The following is an 18,160-nucleotide window of genomic DNA, read 5'->3' on the forward strand; positions in this document are numbered from 1 at the left end:
GGGGTCAGACCCCAAGACATTTGATGCTGCCAAATGTCCGGGGGTCTGACCCCAACGTTTATCTCCGGCGTTGGAAATAGACGCTGAGGTTCTGGCCCATGAGGCTTTGCACTTCGCTGCCCAGGGCCTCGGCCTGGATTTGGCGTTGTACCGGAGCGGTGGCCAGGCTGTGACCGTCTTCGTCCCGGGCTTTGACCAGTTTCCATTCCACTTCGTTACTGACCAGCGCCAGCAGTTCTTTGAGCTGGGCGGCGTCTTGTGGGCGGAACCAGCGGTCGCGGCAGCCGCCGAGGCTGTAGAAGTCGTCGTCTTTCAGCAGGTTGGCCCATACCGCGTCTTGTTTGTTAGCCAGTACCATACGGCGTAGCTGGCGCAGGCTGGTGCGGGTGGGTTGCAGTTGGTGTTCTGCAATCAGTCGGCGGATCTGTTTGTCGCCGGCGGTTTGCTCGGCCATGCTGGTGTGCATGTGAACGACGGCACCACTGATGGAGGCGCTATTGATGAGCGCTGCCAGGGAAAGCTCGGTCATGGCCGGTGATGGCAGGCGGCCCACTTCCACCCAATGGACCTGATGGCCATCTGCCACGAAGCGTTGGGCGATGGACCAGGGCCAGAACACGATGTTGTCCATGTTCAGGGTTTGCGCCATGCGGGTGGCCTTGGCGATGTTGGCCAGGGATTCGTCCACCGCGATCACTTCTACATCGTCCAGGTACTGCGCCAGTTCCATGGCGCGCTGGCCTGACTGGGCGCCGCACACCAGAATGCGCAGGGTGGCGGGCAGGTTGTCTGTATTCAGGCCAAGTTCCTGGGCCATCACCGCTTTCAAACTGGTTTCGGTGCGGTAGGCCAGCTGGCTCCACGCTGGCCAGGCCTGTGGCACGTCGGTTTTGGCCAAGCAGAGCTCTTCCGCTTTTTCGTCAAAGTTCTGTTTAATGGCTTCTTCTTCGGCGCGGCTGTAATAGCTGGCGGCCATCATCGGCTGCATGGCCAGGGGCCAGTCCATCAGGTTCCATTGCCCCAGCTGCATAGCAAAGCTTTGATGGAACAGGGCACCGTACATGGCGCTGATCATCAGCGAGCCAATCAGGGCCTCTTGCGGTTCGCGCACGGCGAATTGCGCCACAATGCTGTCGTTTATCGTGGCCGCCAGGCGCTCTTCATCGTCTTCGGCGGCCAGGGCGTAACCAGTGCGGTCCGCGTACTCGGCAATGGCGAGGCACAGGGGCTGCAGTTCATCCCGCAGGCTGGCGGTTTGCGCCACTTCCGCCATGATCGCCCGGCGCAGCATCACCACCAGTTCTTCCACGGCGGCGTTGGGCATCAGGGTTTTTTGCAGGGCCAGAATCAGCAGTTCGTCTTCGGCGGCAGCATCCAGAAACACCTCGGCATTTGGGTTATCCAGATCGTACTGCTGCTGAATGATGGCGCCGACAAACCGGCCGATTTCCTGGTGCGGCAGCCCGTCTTTGCGGAGCAGGGCGATGGCATCTTGCGCCAGGTCGGTGTCTGCCTTGTGAATCTGCAGGTGCTGCGCGCAGGTAAGCATGCCGGAATACACCGAATCCCAGCGGGAACCGGTTTGCAGCAGTTTGCGGTAATGCAGGTAGGCCACATCGAATTGGCCCTGCAAGCGCTTGGCGTGGGCGACACCGCAGAAAGCGGCGGCGGATTGCCGGTCGCATTCCAGCGCCCGCAGGAAGTATTCCTCCGCCAGGGCCGGGCGCTCGCTCTTCAGCGCCCAGTAACCCAGGTTGCAGTACTGCTGCGCTTGCCCAGGCTGGCTGTTCAGGCTGGCATTGAACAGCGCATGGGCTTTCTCCAGCTGGCCGTCGTCCATCTCCACCCGGCCCAGCAGGCCAAGGGCCGCCGCGTTTTCCGGCTCCAGCGCCAGCGCCTGGTCCAGGTACTCCCGGCATTCAAACCGCGCCTTCAGCCGCTGCACATAGGAAAGCCCGTTACTGTTGGACTCCCCATACGCCAGATTCGCCTGCAAAACCAACCGCGCCGCCTGCGCCTGAACCGAGCGGGGAAGATGAGCATTGTGATGTTGTACGTGCATGGAACACCTCGTTACCAGCCATGATTCGATGCGGCAAAGGTCTGCAGTTTTTTGACGGTTTGCCGTGCTTTGAGGGAGGTGTTGCGAAAGGTGTGCCAGTTTGGTGTTTGAATTTGGGGTCAGACCCCAATACATTTGCAGCCTCGAAATGTCTTGGGGTCTGACCCCAAAAATAGGAGCGGTTATGAGTGCGCAGGGTAAGGGTGTTTATCAGGTTAAGGTCACGCTTTCTGGCATCAGGCCGCCTATCTGGCGGCGCTTACTGATTTCGCCGGAGGCGACGTTTCGGGATCTGCACCGGATTACTCAGATTGTCATGGGGTGGCGGGCGTCGCATCTGCATTTGTTTCAGGCGGCCGATGGCAGGCTGATTGGCGACCCGGCGGAGGATGAAGATGACATGATGGGGTTTCGGGATGAAACCCGCTTGCGGGTGGGCAGTGTTCTGACGCGGGAAGGCCAGGCCATCAAATATGAGTATGATTTTGGCGACAGTTGGGAACACCAGGTGAAGCTGGAGAAGATTCTGCCCGAAGGCGATGAAGGACAATTGCCCCGTTGCATAAAAGCCGCCCGCCAGTGCCCGCCGGAGGATGTGGGTGGGGTGCATGGCTACTATGAGTTTCTGGATGCAATGCATGACCCCGCGCACCCGGAACACGAGGGTGTTAAGGAGTGGTGGGGCGGGGAGTTTGATCCCGAGTTTGTGAACCTGGAGGACATCAATCAGCTGCTCCCAGAGCGGGATGCCCTGTTTGCGGAGAGCGACGTTGATGCGCTGCCGCCTGCGGATTTCTTTGGCCTGAGCTCAAGCCAGATGCATGAACTGCTGCAAAGCCCGCTGCATTGTCCGTCTGTGTTCAAGCCGCTGATCAATGCAAAAACGGTTGATCAGGAACTGGATACTGCACCCATCCTGAAAATGGCAAAGGTACTGGTTAACGAGCTTGGCGAGAAGGGCATTCGCCTGACCGGTAAAGGTAACCTGCCGCTCAAGCAGGTGAAGGCCATGATTGAGGCCGCCGGCGAGGAGGTTGTGGTGCCGTTTGCCGGGTACGGTTCCGTGCGTTCCGAGGAAGACATTCTAGGCGTGCAGCTTACCCGTGTGCTCTTGGAGCTGGCCGGCTACACCCGAAAGGAAAAGGGCCGCCTGCTGCTGAAGAAAGCCGCCGCCAAACGCCTCGATACCAAAGGCTGGCTAACCCTTTATCAGGACATTTTGGCCGTCACATTCTCTGAATTTAACTGGGCCTGGATGGACCATTACGACGGGCTGGACGATATACAAACCGTCGGCCCCTTCTTCTTGTGGCTGCTGGCAGATAAAGGGGGCGACTGGTTGCCGGTTGATGGTTACATAAACGACATGCTGGCGGCCTTCCCGCAATTGCCACTTTCAGCGCACCCGCGGCCGTATGCCAGCGAAGAACAACAAACCCGCTGGGCACTGGATTCCAGGGTAATCCGCCTGTTCCGGCTGTTGGGGCTGATTGAGTTAAACCCGGAACGGGTGCTGTTCCGCGAGGAGGGTGAGCAACGGCTTCGGAGAACGGCTTTGTTTGAGGGTGTGTTTGCGAAGGCTTGAGTTGGGGGTAGGCCCCCGGACATTTGATGGGGTGAAATGTCTTGGGGTCTGACCCCAGAATGCGGTATTTTGTACGTACAGAAGTAAATACAGGGATGTATGATGCGCTTTGAGTGGGATGAGGCAAAGAATGCCCGAAATATCCGAAAGCATGGTATCGATTTTGTGGATGCCGCTGATATTTTTAATCACCCAATGTTGACGGCTATAGATGATCGTTATGCCTATGGTGAAGAACGTTGGATTGCCATTGGTCTGATCAAGCAGTTTATCGGGGTGGTAGTTTATGTAGAGAGATGTGGGGACGCTGTCCGGATTATTTCAGCTCGGAAAGCAACTCGTCGGGAGGTAAGGCTCTATGAACAGAACATCTAAAACAGACTGGCAACGAATGGCAGAACATGGCGACGAGCAAATCGATACCAGCGATATACCGGAGCTGGATGATGCATTCTTCGAGAGGGCTGAACTGCGAGTGCCAGCCAAGCAACCTGTAACGCTCCGGATAGATGAGGATGTGTTGGCCTGGTTCAAGGCCCAGGGGAAAGGCTATCAAACCCGTATTAACAAATTGCTCAGACAATATATGGAGAGTCAGGTTAACCGACGGTGAATGCCGGAGTGCGCAAGTACATTTGAACCAGCGAAATGTCTTGGGGTCTGACCCCAAAAGCAAAACGGCCGGGTGATTAGCCCGGCCGTTTTGGTTGTGCTGCAGGAGATTAGCCCTGCAGCAGCTGGAGCACCTGCTGGGGCCTGGCGTTGGCCTGGGCCAGTACAGAGAGGCCAGCCTGCTGGAGCACCTGGGTGCGGGCCAGTTCGGCGGTTTCTGCGGCGAAGTCGGCATCGCGGATTCGGCTGTTGGAGGCCGAGAGGTTTTCTGAGGTAGTACTCAGATTGGCGATGGTGGACTCGAAGCGGTTCTGGACCGCGCCCAGCTCGGCTCGGAAGCCGTTGATGGTGTCTATGGCGTAGTCCACTGCGATCATGGCTCGATCGGCGCCTTCTCGGGTAGAAATATCCAGGAAGTCAGCAGAGAGCGCGTCTATTTCTTGTGAGCCGTCAACCGTGATATCGATAGTGTCGGCATCGACGGTCGCCGAGATGTTAACTGAATATTCCTCGCCAAACTGGGATGAGAAGATGATGTTCCGATTGCTTGAGTCGAGGTTTGCCTGGACCCCTGTCCGATTGGACGCGGCGTTTACTTGGGCAACGATGTCGTTGATTGATGTTGCGCCGAGCACTTCGATGTCCACCGGGTCCTCGTTGCGATCAGACTGGATGCTTATTGCAAAATCGATTGTATTTCCGGCTTTGAAGTATTCGTCGAGAGTTGTGTCGTTGGACGCTGCGCTGACTGTAAAGCCACTCGGACCGCCGATGTCGGATAGATCAAAAGCGTATTCCTGGTCGAGACTGTTGCCAATAACGACGGAGCCTGACGCGGAACCCGCTTCAATGGTGATGCCCTGAAGATCCGGGTTATTTCGGACCTGCTCGCGGAATTGCGCAAGGAAATCTTCCACGCTGTCCGGGTCTGTTACCCTGACGGTACCGATTACCGCAGACCCAAGCGTAATCTCAATTTCGGATACGCCGGATGCCGGGAAGGCGCCAAGCGCCGCCGAGGCCTCAGTTGGCCCAAGGGCGAGATCAGAGAACAGTTGAGTCTGATCGATGATTGACCCGATTTGGCTGCCGCGAGTGTCTAGCCCGCTTACACCAATCGTCTCGCCGGTGTTGGCGCCGACCTGGAAGGTCTGAGTCCTGAAGGTGCCGTCCAGCACCTTAAGACCATTGAATGAGGTTTGTGAGGCAATGCGGTTTATCTCTTGCAGGCGCTGCTGAACTTCCTGGTTCAGTGCCTCACGATCTGAATTACTGTTGGTGGCATTAGCAGATTGAACGGCCAGTTCCCGTATCCGCTGCAGGTTGTTGGCGACTTCATCCAGTGCGCCCTCGGCGGTCTGGGCAAGAGAAATGCCGTCGTTCGCATTTCTTTGAGCCATGTTCAAGCCGGTAATCTGTGACTGGAAGCGCTCAGATATGGCCAGGCCTGCCGCGTCGTCTTTTGCTGAGTTGATCCGTAGCCCCGAGGAAAGGCGCTGAAGTGCGACATTTGCCTCCCCCTGGGAAGCGTTGAGATTACGCTGAGCATTCAGCGAGGCGATGTTGGTGTTGATAATCTGAGGCATTGTCTATTCTCCCTGCTCAGAGAGGCCGCAACCTCCTGAAAAGAGCTTGCCGGCCAAATTCGTATAATTGCCGTTTTTGTGGTTCAAGCTATTACCGTGCCAGAATTGACTTTAGGCCATTAGTTGGCTGTTTTTTAAGGCTTATTTTAGGATTGTAGTATCCCTGGTTACTTTGGATAGGCAACTATTTGACGGAACCAAAGGGAATAACTTTGCCGGTTTCTTAGAGTGGATGGTGCGTGAGAAGTGTTTGTTGCTATGGCAGAATCTGGCTACCCTTTACCTGTTTCCTAAGTGTTCTCTTTTTACATTTATCCTTTCCGGAGTATTTCATGGCAAAAAAAAGTAAGAAGCAAAATCGGCAAACGGAACAGGATGACGGTCAAATCTTTATGCAACGGCTCCAGAAAAATCTGGAGTATTTCCAGAAACGCCGGCCTGCTATTTACCAAATGCTTGCAAATATGGAACTTCAGCGCGTCGAGTTGGTGGTTACACCGGGGCGGGATGACGTGGATATGGTTGCCAATGGCAAGTCTTGTTACCGGGGGGTGGCTCGCGAGTATTCAATGGATGAAGCCGACAAGGTACTGGACGAGAATCCCGAGAGTAAACGAATTCGAACTTTCTCGCCGCCTTGGGAAAACTCTTATGTGCGAGAAAACTTTGCGGACCGGATTCTGCAAAATATCATCAAGTCCAGCCCGGTCACGCCCTCGACATTCAAGGGCTATATTCGAGGAAATATTTTTCCCTCGATGGTGTTCCTTGGGTGTGGCCTGGGATATCACATCGATGCGTTGACCAAGAAGTCTCCCATTGTTAACGGCATTATCATTGAGCGGGAACCGGAAAAATTTGCAGTCAGTTTATATACGGTGGACTGGGAAGAGATTTGCTCACGTTTTTCCCGGAAAGGTTTCTCCCTTACATTTGCTATTGGCAGGGCTGAACAACCAGAGGAGATACGGCGCCTGGTCAGTCGGTACATGACCAAAGACGTACCTTTCTATCCTTTCTTCTCAACCTATTACAATCATCTAGCTGACGTTGAGCTTGCGAAAGCGGTCCTGGAAAATGCGAATGACTTGGCGGTAATCAGCACTAACTGGTCTAACTACGATAATGAGATGATGCGGTTATCCAATACTGCATACAATATGAGGCATGGTGGGCGTTATCTTCCGAAAACCGAGATGCCGCCCCAAAGTAAGCCGCTTGTTGTTGTCGGGAGCGGGCCCTCACTTGACAAGCGGGTGGAAAGCCTGAAGAAGGTCCGTGACAAAGTGGTGGTGGTGAGCGCAGGCACAGCGCTGCGACCACTGTTGGCGCACGGTGTCACACCAGACTTCCACGCAGAGCTCGATCCATCGTATCTGATTTACCAGCTACTTTCTGACATTGGTCAGGACAAAATTCGCGATATACCGTTATTGGCAGTGAACGAAGTAAACCCTTTCGTACCGACACTCTTTGATAACGTTTATTACTATTTCAAGAGGGACAATATGCAGCCGGCGCTGTTGGGTTTGTCGGCAGAGTCGTTCGCCAACTGTAATCCCACCGTGACAAATGCTGCGTTGTCTATAGGGCACTCCTTGGGGTTCCGGCAAATATACCTGTTTGGAACCGACTACGGTTTTGAAGATAAAGAGAGGGACCACTCCAGTAAGTCGGTCTATGGCGACGATACTGATTCTTCCATTGCGAAGGATATCCAGAAGCGTGTTCACTCAGCGGTTAAGAAGAGGCGGGTGTTCCAAACGCCATCCGTTGATGGGGGAACTGTATACACTCGGAGTGATTACTACTCTGCAAAGCGCTCAGTTGAGGAGTTGATTTATAGGTTGAGATCTTCAGGAACTCCACCTGACATACGAAATTGCTCCGACGGCGCCGTTATTGAAGGTGCGCCATGGATGTCCGAAGACGACTTCATCGGGCAGTGTGAGGAAGCTCAGGATCGTTTAGCGTTTGGGGCGGGGGAATTGTTTGATGGCCTTTCGAGGACCGTTGGTTCGGAGTTATTCACTGACGCGTTAAAGGGAGTGCACAAAGAGCTGGAAAGGGTATGTGGAGAGCATGTCAGAACCGTGAAGGCTGCCAGGCTTCGAGGCCGTCGAGATCTCTGTACGTTGGTCAATTCCATGCGAGAACAACTCCATCGCGTTCCAGCATCCCCTGGAACAACAGCTCCTTCTGGCCCCCAATTTATGGTGAGTCAGTTGTTGAGGGGGACCTTGCAGCACTTCCTTTATGTAGGGATTTGCCATGGCATGGCTAGTGAAGATGATAGCTTAGAGTCATTTTTGAAGATCTGGGAGCAAGGTTTCCTGAATTTTCTGGAGACAGCGCCTGAGCACTTTGCCAAGGTCATGCTGTGTGATCGAGATATGGACAGCGACCCATGGTCCCGAAGGTTCATAGGTGACCGGGATCCTGAATTTGTCGCTGACGTGGAGAAAGTTGGGGAGTAGCAATAGTTACTGAAACATTTTTTTACATATTCATCCGAAAAAATTCTAAAGATACCTTTTGGGGTGCCGTTAAGTGGATTAACAGGGCGGGGCACCCCAGGAGAGAACCGGGGGCCAGGCCTTCACCAAGCAAAACTGAAACGGTTTTAAAGGAGAAGCACTATGGCTCTCGGTATCAACACTAACGTTGCCTCTTTGAACGCTCAGAACCAATTGAGCAAATCCCAAGGGTTGAATGACCAGGCTCTTCAGAGACTGTCATCTGGCCTTCGTATCAATTCCGCGAAAGACGACGCAGCAGGCCTGGCAATTTCGACTCGTTTCCAGTCCCAGATTTCTGGTCAGAACGTAGCGATCCGTAATGCCAACGACGGTATTTCCCTGGCACAGACCACTGAGGGCGCGCTGGACGAGATCACCAACAATCTGCAGCGCATTCGGGAGCTCGCGGTTCAGGCAGCGAACGCCTCTAACAGTGCCTCTGACCGCGCAGCGCTGAATGACGAAGTAGAACAGCGTATTGCGGAGATTGACCGGATTTCCGGCCAGACTTCCTTTAACGGAGCGAAAGTCCTCGACGGTAACTTCGGCAAGCAGAGCTTCCAGGTTGGTGCTAACGCTGGTGAGACCATCAGTGTGGATCTGGAGAAGGGTACAAGGGCCGCGCAGATTGGCGGTGTTCTTGCGACCTCTGGCGCTGCCACCGACTTTGGTTCGGCCACAGCTGAATCTTTTGCAGTATTCAGTGTAGGTGGTGGCGATCCGATTATCGTCCGACTGGAAGCTTTTGACGATGCTCTTGGAACTGGTTCCACCGCAGGTGAGCAAGCGCAGTACGTCGCCGAGCAGATTAACGGCGCGGGTATTGGCGGATTGTTTGCAGAGGTAGATGAGAACGATCAGGTCAAAATCACAGCATCTCAGGACTTTGCTTATGACACAGAGGCTACCGCTACGGCCGCAGAGGCTCTTACAGTTGATGACCTCAGCGAGAGCTTTGATCTCAGCGCAAGCGGCACCGGTAGCCTGTCCGACCTGAGTGTAAGCACAGTCTCGAATGCGAACAACGCAATCATGCGGGTTGATGCCGCACTGGGCACTGTAAACGAAATTCGCGGCCAGCTCGGTGCGGTCCAAAACCGTTTCGAGTCTACGATTGCCAACCTGAGCACCTCGGTCGAGAACCTCAGCGCCTCCAACAGCCGTATCCTGGACGCTGATTTCGCGGCAGAAACTGCCAACCTGGCCAAGTCCCAGGTACTGCAGCAGGCCGGTATCTCCGTCCTGGCTCAGGCGAACGCCCGTCCGCAGCAGGTTCTGTCCCTCCTGCAGTAAGGGGCATAGCGGTAACGGCCGGAACCCTCGGGTTCCGGCCTTCCGCCGTTGAAGGATAGCGAGGTAAAGCTATGAATGACGTTAACCTGAACAGCCCGGACCTGAAACTGGTGCGCTCTGGCGCCCAGGCTCCGGCCAAGGCAATGTCGTCATCTCAGGCCGAGGGCCGGAACGCCCCTGACCTTGCAGCTTCGGCTGCCGGTACCCGCCAGGTGCAGGCTCCCCAGGTTGCTCAACAGGCTTCGCAAGCTGAAAAGCTGCAGGCCCGTAATGAAGAGCAGCGCAAGGAACTGAATGAGGCGGTTAGCCAGTTGAACGACTTTGTTCAAACCGTGCAGAGGGATCTTCAGTTTGAAGTGGATAACGAAATGGGCCAGACCATCGTAAGGGTGGTTGATCAGCAAACCCAGGAAGTGATCCGCCAGATCCCGGACGAAGTGGCAATGAGGTTGGCAGAAAAATTGCAGCAGGACGAACCGCTGACGTTGTTTAACATCAAGGTGTAAAAGCTTGCCGCTTTTGCGCGGATGAAAACGACGGTATTTCAGCACCGCCGCCTCTGAGAAGAGCCGGCGGTGTTCTGCGTTTACGCACCGTTACAAATCGGCATAGGAATTTTCCGAAAAAAGGCAAAGTTTTGCCGCCTGCTGCCGATAAACTGATCAGTACAGAGAATCGCCCCCCTGAGGAGGCACGGTTATGGCCAGTATTTCATCATTAGGTATCGGCTCCGGCGTTTTGACGTCGGATCTTGTCGAACAGTTGGTAGCTGCGGAGCGCAGGCCCACGGAAGTTCGGCTGGATCAGAAGACGGAGCGTACAGAGGCGCTTATTTCTGCCTATGGCATGTTGCGGAGCGCTGTAACGGAGCTGCGCCTGCCTATGCGTCAGCTCGGTTCTGCGGATGCGATGAAGTCGTTTTCGGCCACTTCCTCGGGTAGCAATATTGATGTGTCTGTGGATGCCAGCAAGGCCAGCCGCGGCTCTTACAGTCTGGATGTAAAAAGTCTGGCGCAGTCCCAGGCCCTGGCCAGCCGGGATGTGTTTGCCGACCGGGATGCCACCAGTGTCGGCCGTGGCACCATGACGCTTCAGGTGGGTGACAAGACCACCAACATCACCATCGATTCTTCCAACGACACCCTGCAAGGCCTGGCGAATGCCATCAACGAGGCCAATGCGGGCGTGTCTGCCGGTGTGATTGATACCGGCAACGGTTTCCAACTGGTGTTGTCTGCGGACGAAACCGGTGAAGCCAATGCGGTCAATATTTCCGTTTCTGAAGATGGTGCCGCTCCGGGTTTAAGCCGGTTCGCTTTTGACACAGCAGATCCCGAAAACATGGATGGCATGCGCCAGACCATTGCGGCGAGCGATGCGGTGATGGAAATCAACGGCGTCGAAATTCGCCGGGCCACCAATACCATTGAGAATGTGGTGGATGGGCTGACCTTCAACATTACTGGTGAGGGTAAGTCCACTATCAAAGTGGAGCAGGACACGGCGGCGGTTGCCGAGCGTGTTCAGGCGTTCGTAGACAAGTTCAACGAGCTGCAGGGCACCATCCGTGAGCTGTCTTCATTTGATAGCGAGACGGGGCAAGGCAGTATCCTGACCGGGGATTCCACGGTTCGGAATATCCAGAACCAGTTGAAGCGAGTGTTGACAGATATTATTCCCGGGCTGGAAAACGCCAGCGTTCGCAGCCTGGCGGATGTGGGAATTGGCACGGATTTCCGCACCGGTGAGCTGCAGTTTGATAGCCAGAAATTCCAGCAACAGCTTCGGGAAAACCCGGATGATGTCACTGCACTGTTCGCCGAGCAGGGCAGAACCAGCGATTCCCAGGTGGAGTTTGTTCGCAGTGGTTCAAATACTCAGCCTGGGAACTACGATATAAACGTCACCCAAATGGCGACTCGCGGTACCCTGAACTATGCGGTTCCAGATACTGCGGATGCAATTCAGGTGCAGGCGGATAACAGCTTTACCTTCCGGGTGGATGGCGCAACTAATGCTACTGTTTCAATTGCGGCTGGCGACTATTCCGGGGCTGATTTTGCTGCGGCCATTCAAGAGGCACTGCGCAACAATTCCGCATTGAGTGCGGCGGGCCGGTCAGTCCAGGTGGGTTATGACGCGACCGAAGGCCTGACCTTTACATCCAATCGCTTTGGCAGTGACTCAAATGTCAGCCTGACCAGCCTGAATAATGTGACTGGTCTGAATACCGCCACCGGCACCGCCGGCCAGGATGTCCAAGGCACCATTAACGGCCAGACCGCTCAGGGCGACGGCCAGGTGCTGTTCCTGGCAAACAGCGCCGGTGGCGATGCCGCTGGTCTGCAGGTGCGCATTACCGGCGGTGACGTTGGTAATCGCGGCTCGGTGAAGTTCATCGAGGGTGTGAGTGAGCGCGCGGTAGATGCCATTACCAGCATTCTGGGTGCAGACGGTGCGTTGAGCTCCCGTACTGACGCCCTGAACCGGGACTTGGAGCGCATCCAGGAAGACCGGGTCAAGTTGGACTTGCGGATTGAAAGCTATCAGGAACGCCTGGTGAAGCAATTCAGCGCTGCCGACTCCCTGATCTCCCAGTTGAATAATACGCGGGATTACGTGACTCAGCAGCTGGCGGCCCTGGCGCCGAACAGGCAGAGAGATTAATTCGGCTATACTGATGGTTGGCCAGCCAACCATGGCATGCCGGACAACGGTGAAACGAGGTTATATATGAACGGTTTACAGGCGTATCAGCGCGTTAATACTCAGACCAGCATCACCGATGCAGACCCGCACAAGCTGATTCAGCTGCTGTATAACGGGGCGATTGAGCGGATTAACATGGCCAAGTCCAAAATTCAGGCCAAGGATTACGCAGCCAAGGCTCAGTTGCTCAATAAAGCCATTGAGATTATCGGTGGCCTGCGGGCGTTCCTGGATTTCGAAAAAGGCGGTGAGCTGGCCACCCGGCTGGAGGCTCTGTACGACTACATGGAGCGCACCTTGCTGGAAGCCAGCGCCAAGAATGACGTTGCCAAGCTGGATGAAGTGCTGAACCTGCTGCGTTCTGTGAAAGACGGCTGGGATGGCATTCGTGATGAGGTGGTGAGCCAGCAGCAGGCGGTTTGAGTTAGCGTTGGTCGAACATATGGCGTTTTTTCGCGGGCTGTTGGTGGCCTTTCTGTTTGTAGCTGCCCAGGCCAGCGCTAGTGATAAAGTTGTCGGCTCAAGCGAGAGCCTTCCAGCCAGTTCGCCGGCGATGTTTGCGATTCCTGATGTCTGGCCCTGGGGCTTTCAGGATGATCAGGGTGAACTGCAAGGCAGTCTGATTACGCTGATGGACCGGTTATCAGAACTCTCGGGTGTGCCCGTGAGTGCGCAGTTGCTTCCTCTGCGGCGGGTCATCCTTGACCTGCTCACGGGGCGCGCAGAGTTTACTTTTCTGTTTCAAAGTCCAGACCTGGACGAGAACGCTTTTCCCGTCGATACCGTACTTCAGCTTAATTTGATGCTGATGGCGATGCGTGACACCGATTTCCCCCTGACTCTGGAAGGCCTGGCCGGCAAGCGGGTTGGCTATGTGCGGGGTACCTATCTCGGCGAGTCGTTCAAAGCGGATGAGGCCGTGCTGAAAGTGCCGGTTTATAACATTCGGCAAGCCATTGAAATGCTGATGCTGGAGCGGATTTCTGCGGTGCTTGCCAGCGATCACAACATCGCGATGACGATTGATGCTTACGGCTTTCCAGCTGAAGAGTTCCGTCTGCAGGAGCATGTAAAAGGCCAAAAGGCCCGGCTGTATATGTCACCAGACAGCGGCAACCCGGAACACGCTCGCCTTTTCAAAGAAGCGCTGCAACACATGCGTGACAACGGCGAGTTACAGCGCATTTTCCAGACTTCTTCCGCCCAATAGCCATTCCCCCCGCACTCCCGTACAATACGCACCTTCTTTTCAATACATCCATTCTGTTCAGTCTGGAGCAAGGGCATGTCTGATATCAAAAAGGTGGTGCTGGCTTATTCCGGTGGCCTGGATACTTCCGTGATCGTTCGGTGGTTGCAGGACACCTATAACTGTGAGGTGGTGACCTTCACCGCCGACATCGGCCAGGGCGAGGAAGTTGAGCCGGCGCGCGCCAAGGCGGAAGCGTTGGGCGTTAAGGAAATCTACATTGAGGACCTGCGCGAAGAATTTGTGCGCGACTACGTGTTCCCGATGTTCCGCGCCAATACCATCTATGAGGGCGAGTACCTGCTGGGTACCTCCATCGCCCGCCCGCTGATTGCCAAGCGTTTGATCGACATTGCCAACGAAACCGGCGCGGATGCGATTTCCCATGGCGCTACCGGTAAGGGTAACGACCAGGTGCGTTTCGAGCTGGGTGCCTACGCACTGAAGCCGGGGGTGAAGGTAATTGCCCCTTGGCGTGAGTGGGATCTGAACTCCCGCGAAAAACTGCTGAAGTACTGCGAAGAGCGCAACATTCCGGTGGAAATGAAGAAGGGCAAGAGCCCGTACTCCATGGACGCCAACCTGCTGCACATTTCGTACGAAGGCATGAACCTGGAAGACCCCTGGGCGGAAGCCGAGGAAGACATGTGGCGTTGGAGCGTGTCTCCGGAAGCCGCGCCAGACAAGGCGACATACGTGGAGCTGACCTACAAGAAGGGCGACATTGTTGCCGTTGATGGCCAGGAAATGAAGCCCCACGAAGTGTTGGAGACGCTGAACAAGGTTGCCGGCGCCAACGGTATTGGCCGCCTGGACATCGTAGAGAACCGTTACGTGGGCATGAAGTCCCGCGGCTGCTACGAAACCCCGGGCGGCACCATCATGCTGCGTGCTCACCGCGCCATTGAGTCCATCACCCTGGACCGCGAAGTGGCCCACCTGAAAGACAGCCTGATGCCCCGCTACGCCGAGGTCATCTACAACGGCTACTGGTGGTCCCCGGAGCGCGAAGCCCTGCAGGCACTGATCGACCAGACCCAAACCTACGTGAACGGCACCGTTCGCCTGAAGCTCTACAAAGGCAACGTGGACGTAGTCGGCCGGAAGTCTGACGACTCCCTGTTCGACGAAAAGATCGCCACCTTTGAGGAAGACCAGGGTGCGTATGATCAGAAAGACGCCGAAGGCTTCATCAAGCTGAACGCGCTGCGGTTGCGGATTGCGGCTGGGAAAGGGCGGAAGCTGTAGGCTCTGCAGGGGTCTGTCCCCTAAGGGTCTGTCCCCGCATGGGGACTGACCCATTTTGGACCCATGGGTTCGTGTTTAGTGCTACGGACGGGCAAAGGTGGGTCAGTCCCCATGCGGGGACAGACCCTTGGGACAAACCCCATAACACCCAGCCCTACCCATTTTCGGTTATACTCGCTGCATAAAATCAACAACCAAAGCAGTCGTCATGACCCCTCTTGGAACCGCCTCTGTCGCCGCTCTGCGCCAATACGTTCGCTATGCCGATGCCAAGGGCATCAGCACCTTAGAGCTGTTCAGCAAAGCTGGCCTTGAGCCGAATATCCTTGATACCGATGACGGCCGCCTGACGGGCGAGCAGCTTCAGACGTTTATTCGCCTGCTGGCCGAAGCATCCGGCAATCCCATCCTTGGCCTGGAAACTGGTGATTTCGTTCAGCCCGGTTCCTACAGTGTGCTTGGTTATATCACCATGAGCTGTGCCACGCTGGGGGAGGCGGTCACCCGGATTGCGCCTTATGAAAAGCTGGTGGGGGACATGGGCACCACGGGCCTTCGGATGAAGGGGAGCGAAGTGTCGTTGGTGTGGACCTGCAACTTTACCGACCCGGTGGTGTGGCCCCAGGTGGTGGATAACGTTTTTGCCTCCTGGATCAACTACGCTCGCTGGCTGGCGGATAACGATAACGCATCTCCAATCCGGGTTGCCCTGAAACGCTCCTCGCCAGGGCCTGAGTATGAGGGCGCTTATCAAGAGCGCTGGGGCTGCCCCGTTGAGTTTGAAGCGCCGGAGAATGTGGTGACCATGCCTCAGGAGCTACTGGCCACCCGCCTTCGCCAGCCAGACCCGCTGCTGCGCAAGACCCTTGAAGCCCATGCGCTGTCCCAGCTGGCGCTGCTGGATACCGATACCGACCTGACCTCCAGAGTGAAGCAAGGCATCCAGAAACAACTGGCCACCGGCGTGACCCGGCAAGACATGATCGCCGAAGACCTGGGCATGACCAGCCGCACCCTGCAACGCAAACTGAGCCAGGAAGGCGTTTCCTACCAGAAACTACTGGATGACGTGCGCCAGCAGATGGCTGAGGACTATTTGCGGAATACCGAGATGAGTATTCCCGATATCGCGCTGCGGTTGGGGTATAGCGAGACCACGTCGTTTCATCGGAAGTTTAAGGCGGCTGCCGGGAAGACGCCTGGGGATTATCGTAAGAGTCTGACTCCCCAGGGTCTGTCCCCGCATGGGGACTGACCCATTTTGGACCCATGGGTTCGGGTTTTGGGGCAAGGACGGGCAAAGGTGGGTCAGTCCCCTTTGGGGTCAGACCCTGATAACCCAAGGGTCTGTCCCCGCATGGGGACTGACCCATTTTGGACCCATGGGTTCGAGTTTTGGTGCAAGGACGGGCAAAAGAGGGTCAGTCCCCATGCGGGGACAGCCCCCTGAAACAGACCAGACAAACCAATAAAAAAGCCAGCTCACAAGAGCTGGCTCGAAAATACTTCGGAAAGAACGAAAGTGCCTGAAAAATTCGTTAATCCTGTGGAGTCAGGGCCCATAATACGGCGGAGTTACTACTCGGCTCCTCCGCCATGGGCGGATACTGCTTGATTCCACGATTTCAGAATAAGCCCTCGCGCCCTTCCTGTCTGTTTGTGATCTGTGTCCCGTTGTTACCGTTTGTGAGGGCTACACACCTTCCCGTATCTCGGGTTTGGTTTCGGTAAAGCGGCGGGTTTCGTAGGCGTCAACCAGGCCTTGCACCGCCGCCCGTTCCATATCCTGCACCGAGGGCGTGCCGTCCTGGGCGTCGGCGCGGCACAGGACCATGCCGGCTTCCACGGAGATAAAGCCAGCGGTGGTTTTCAGGGCCTTGTGGTTGATACCATCAAAAATTCGCCGGAACGCGGTGGTGGAGCAATGGTCGCTGTTCGGGAAGTAGGAGACGATGGCAAACTGGTTGTCGCCAACACGGCACAGGGCGTCGATGGGGCGAATCAGGGTGCTAAGGCGGCGAGCGATGCCGGTGGCCAGTTCGCTCATCACGCTGGGTGGATGCTTGCGTTTCAGGTCTTGCCAGTTACGAATGCCGCACATCACATAGGAGGTGGAACCGCCTCGGGATTCCGCATGGCGCAGGGTTTTCTGCAGGCGCTGGCGGGCATACTTGCTGTTACACAGGCCGGTTTCCAGGTCGATAATGTTGGTGGATTCCAGCTCCCGGTTGTTTTCGACCAGCAGTGCGTTGGCCCGCAGCAGGGTATTCTGGCGGTCGGCCATTCGGTCGGCGGCAAAGATGCGGGGGATCAGCTGTTTGGTCATGTCGGATTTGTAGATGAAGTCATCCACGCCCCGGTCGAAGGCTTCTGACAGTGCCTCCACGCTTTCGCGGGCGGTTAGCAGGATCACGTAGGTGTAGTGGTTGTCCTGCTCATCCTGCTGGCGCACGTGGTCGGTCAGTTGCAGCCCGTCCATTTCAGGCATCAGCCAATCGGCAATCAACACGCTGACCTGCCGCTGTTCCATCAGCTTCAGGGCGTCTGGCGCGTTGTTGGCAATGCGTATATCGCGGTAACCGGCATTTCGCAGGGTGCGGCCGACCACCATACTGCTGAATTTGGCGTCGTCTACTACGAGTATGGGTAGGTCCAGGTTTGGCATCGTTTGTCTACTTCTTACCAGTCCATTGTCAGATGCGGTTCGCCGCGGCTCTTGGTATGCTTTGGCGGTTTCGGAACATCCGGTATTTTTAATGTCGCCACAGTATACCCCCGTGTGCCCTTTGGAGAATAACGACCATGCCTTCTTTTGACATTGTTTCAGAAATTGAAATGCACGAAGTCACCAACGCGGTGGATCAGGCCAAGCGTGATCTGGGTAACCGCTGGGATTTTAAAAATGTGCAGGCGGATATCGAACTGGAAGACAAGCGCATTACGGTGAGCGCCGAGCAGGAGTTCCAGCTGGAGCAACTGATTGATCTGCTGCGCATGGCCTTCGCCAAACGCAACATTGACGCCCGGGCCCTGGCGGAAGACGGCGAGAGCAAGGCCGGCAAGCTGGTGAAACAGCATTTTTCCCTGAAGCAGGGTATCGAAACCGATATGGCCAAGAAGATCGTGAAAATGATCAAAGACCAGAAGATGAAGGTGCAGGCCAGCATTCAGGGTGACAAGGTGCGGGTAACCGGCAAGAAGCGGGACGACCTGCAGGAAGCCATTGCCATGCTGCGCGAGGCGGAGCTGGATATTCCGCTGCAGTTTAATAACTTCCGCGATTGAGTTCTGGCCTGC

15 protein-coding genes are annotated in these 18,160 nt (G+C 55.8%); 12 read left to right on the top strand and 3 right to left on the bottom strand.

All coding sequences use genetic code 11. The features are described from left to right. Nucleotides 1-58 precede the first annotated feature (58 nt). On the bottom strand, nt 59-2,062 hold the full coding sequence (locus tag C7H10_RS12495; RefSeq protein WP_106695120.1) for a tetratricopeptide repeat protein: 2,004 nt from the start codon (nt 2,060-2,062) through the stop codon (nt 59-61). A gap of 184 nt (nt 2,063-2,246) precedes the next feature. On the opposite strand from C7H10_RS12495, the gene C7H10_RS12500 reads away from it, so the two are divergent. The 3 genes from C7H10_RS12500 to C7H10_RS12510 all read left to right on the top strand — a co-directional run bounded on the left by C7H10_RS12500 (nt 2,247) and on the right by C7H10_RS12510 (nt 4,260). Beyond that, nucleotides 2,247-3,647 (top strand): plasmid pRiA4b ORF-3 family protein, encoded by a 1,401-nt coding sequence (locus C7H10_RS12500; RefSeq protein WP_106695121.1) that lies wholly within the window; start codon nt 2,247-2,249, stop codon nt 3,645-3,647. Nucleotides 3,648-3,749: 102 nt separating this feature from the next. After that, nucleotides 3,750-4,022: a BrnT family toxin gene (locus C7H10_RS12505; RefSeq protein ID WP_106695122.1), complete on the top strand. Its 273-nt coding sequence runs from the start codon at nt 3,750-3,752 to the stop codon at nt 4,020-4,022. Continuing rightward, complete coding sequence (locus C7H10_RS12510; RefSeq protein WP_106695123.1) at nt 4,006-4,260, top strand: BrnA antitoxin family protein; 255 nt, start codon at nt 4,006-4,008, stop codon at nt 4,258-4,260. The genes C7H10_RS12505 and C7H10_RS12510 overlap by 17 nt, the downstream gene beginning before the upstream one ends. A 109-nt stretch (nt 4,261-4,369) precedes the next feature. On the opposite strand, the gene C7H10_RS12515 is transcribed toward C7H10_RS12510, so the two are convergent. Next, nucleotides 4,370-5,845 carry a flagellin N-terminal helical domain-containing protein gene (locus C7H10_RS12515; protein ID WP_106695124.1) on the bottom strand — a complete coding sequence of 492 codons (1,476 nt, stop codon included), beginning with the start codon at nt 5,843-5,845 and terminating at the stop codon, nt 4,370-4,372. A 332-nt stretch (nt 5,846-6,177) separates the two neighbouring features. Here C7H10_RS12515 and C7H10_RS12520 point away from each other — a divergent pair, with 332 nt between their 5' ends. The 8 genes from C7H10_RS12520 (at nt 6,178) to C7H10_RS12555 (ending at nt 16,118) form a co-directional block, all read left to right on the top strand. Next, a complete protein-coding gene (locus C7H10_RS12520; protein WP_106695125.1) occupies nt 6,178-8,322 on the top strand; it encodes a motility associated factor glycosyltransferase family protein in 2,145 nt (714 codons plus the stop codon). A 162-nt stretch (nt 8,323-8,484) separates the two neighbouring features. Beyond that, entirely contained in the window at nt 8,485-9,657 is a 1,173-nt protein-coding gene (locus C7H10_RS12525) for a flagellin (protein ID WP_106695126.1), read from the top strand. Nucleotides 9,658-9,728: 71 nt separating this feature from the next. Then, nucleotides 9,729-10,163, top strand: coding sequence for a flagellar protein FlaG (locus tag C7H10_RS12530; protein ID WP_106695127.1), 435 nt, complete (start codon nt 9,729-9,731; stop codon nt 10,161-10,163). Between the two features lie 193 nt (nt 10,164-10,356). After that, nucleotides 10,357-12,324 (top strand): flagellar filament capping protein FliD, encoded by a 1,968-nt coding sequence (fliD, locus tag C7H10_RS12535; protein ID WP_106695128.1) that lies wholly within the window; start codon nt 10,357-10,359, stop codon nt 12,322-12,324. A gap of 66 nt (nt 12,325-12,390) precedes the next feature. After that, nucleotides 12,391-12,789, top strand: coding sequence for a flagellar export chaperone FliS (gene fliS / locus C7H10_RS12540; RefSeq protein WP_106695129.1), 399 nt, complete (start codon nt 12,391-12,393; stop codon nt 12,787-12,789). A gap of 19 nt (nt 12,790-12,808) precedes the next feature. Beyond that, the gene (locus C7H10_RS12545; protein WP_106695130.1) at nt 12,809-13,576 is read left to right on the top strand and encodes a substrate-binding periplasmic protein; all 768 of its coding nucleotides are present in this window, start codon (nt 12,809-12,811) and stop codon (nt 13,574-13,576) included. 75 nt (nt 13,577-13,651) lie between these two features. Then, nucleotides 13,652-14,863, top strand: coding sequence for an argininosuccinate synthase (locus C7H10_RS12550; RefSeq protein ID WP_106695131.1), 1,212 nt, complete (start codon nt 13,652-13,654; stop codon nt 14,861-14,863). A gap of 208 nt (nt 14,864-15,071) precedes the next feature. Beyond that, nucleotides 15,072-16,118, top strand: coding sequence for an AraC family transcriptional regulator (locus C7H10_RS12555; protein WP_106695132.1), 1,047 nt, complete (start codon nt 15,072-15,074; stop codon nt 16,116-16,118). A 438-nt stretch (nt 16,119-16,556) separates the two neighbouring features. Here the strand turns inward: C7H10_RS12555 and C7H10_RS12560 are convergent, their stop codons facing one another. Then, entirely contained in the window at nt 16,557-17,528 is a 972-nt protein-coding gene (locus tag C7H10_RS12560) for a response regulator (protein WP_058092390.1), read from the bottom strand. Between the two features lie 137 nt (nt 17,529-17,665). On the opposite strand from C7H10_RS12560, the gene C7H10_RS12565 reads away from it, so the two are divergent. Next, complete coding sequence (locus C7H10_RS12565; protein WP_058092389.1) at nt 17,666-18,148, top strand: YajQ family cyclic di-GMP-binding protein; 483 nt, start codon at nt 17,666-17,668, stop codon at nt 18,146-18,148. Nucleotides 18,149-18,160: the final 12 nt, after the last annotated feature.

Origin of the sequence: Marinobacter shengliensis (genome assembly GCF_003007715.1) — a bacterium.
Lineage (GTDB): Bacteria > Pseudomonadota > Gammaproteobacteria > Pseudomonadales > Oleiphilaceae > Marinobacter > Marinobacter shengliensis.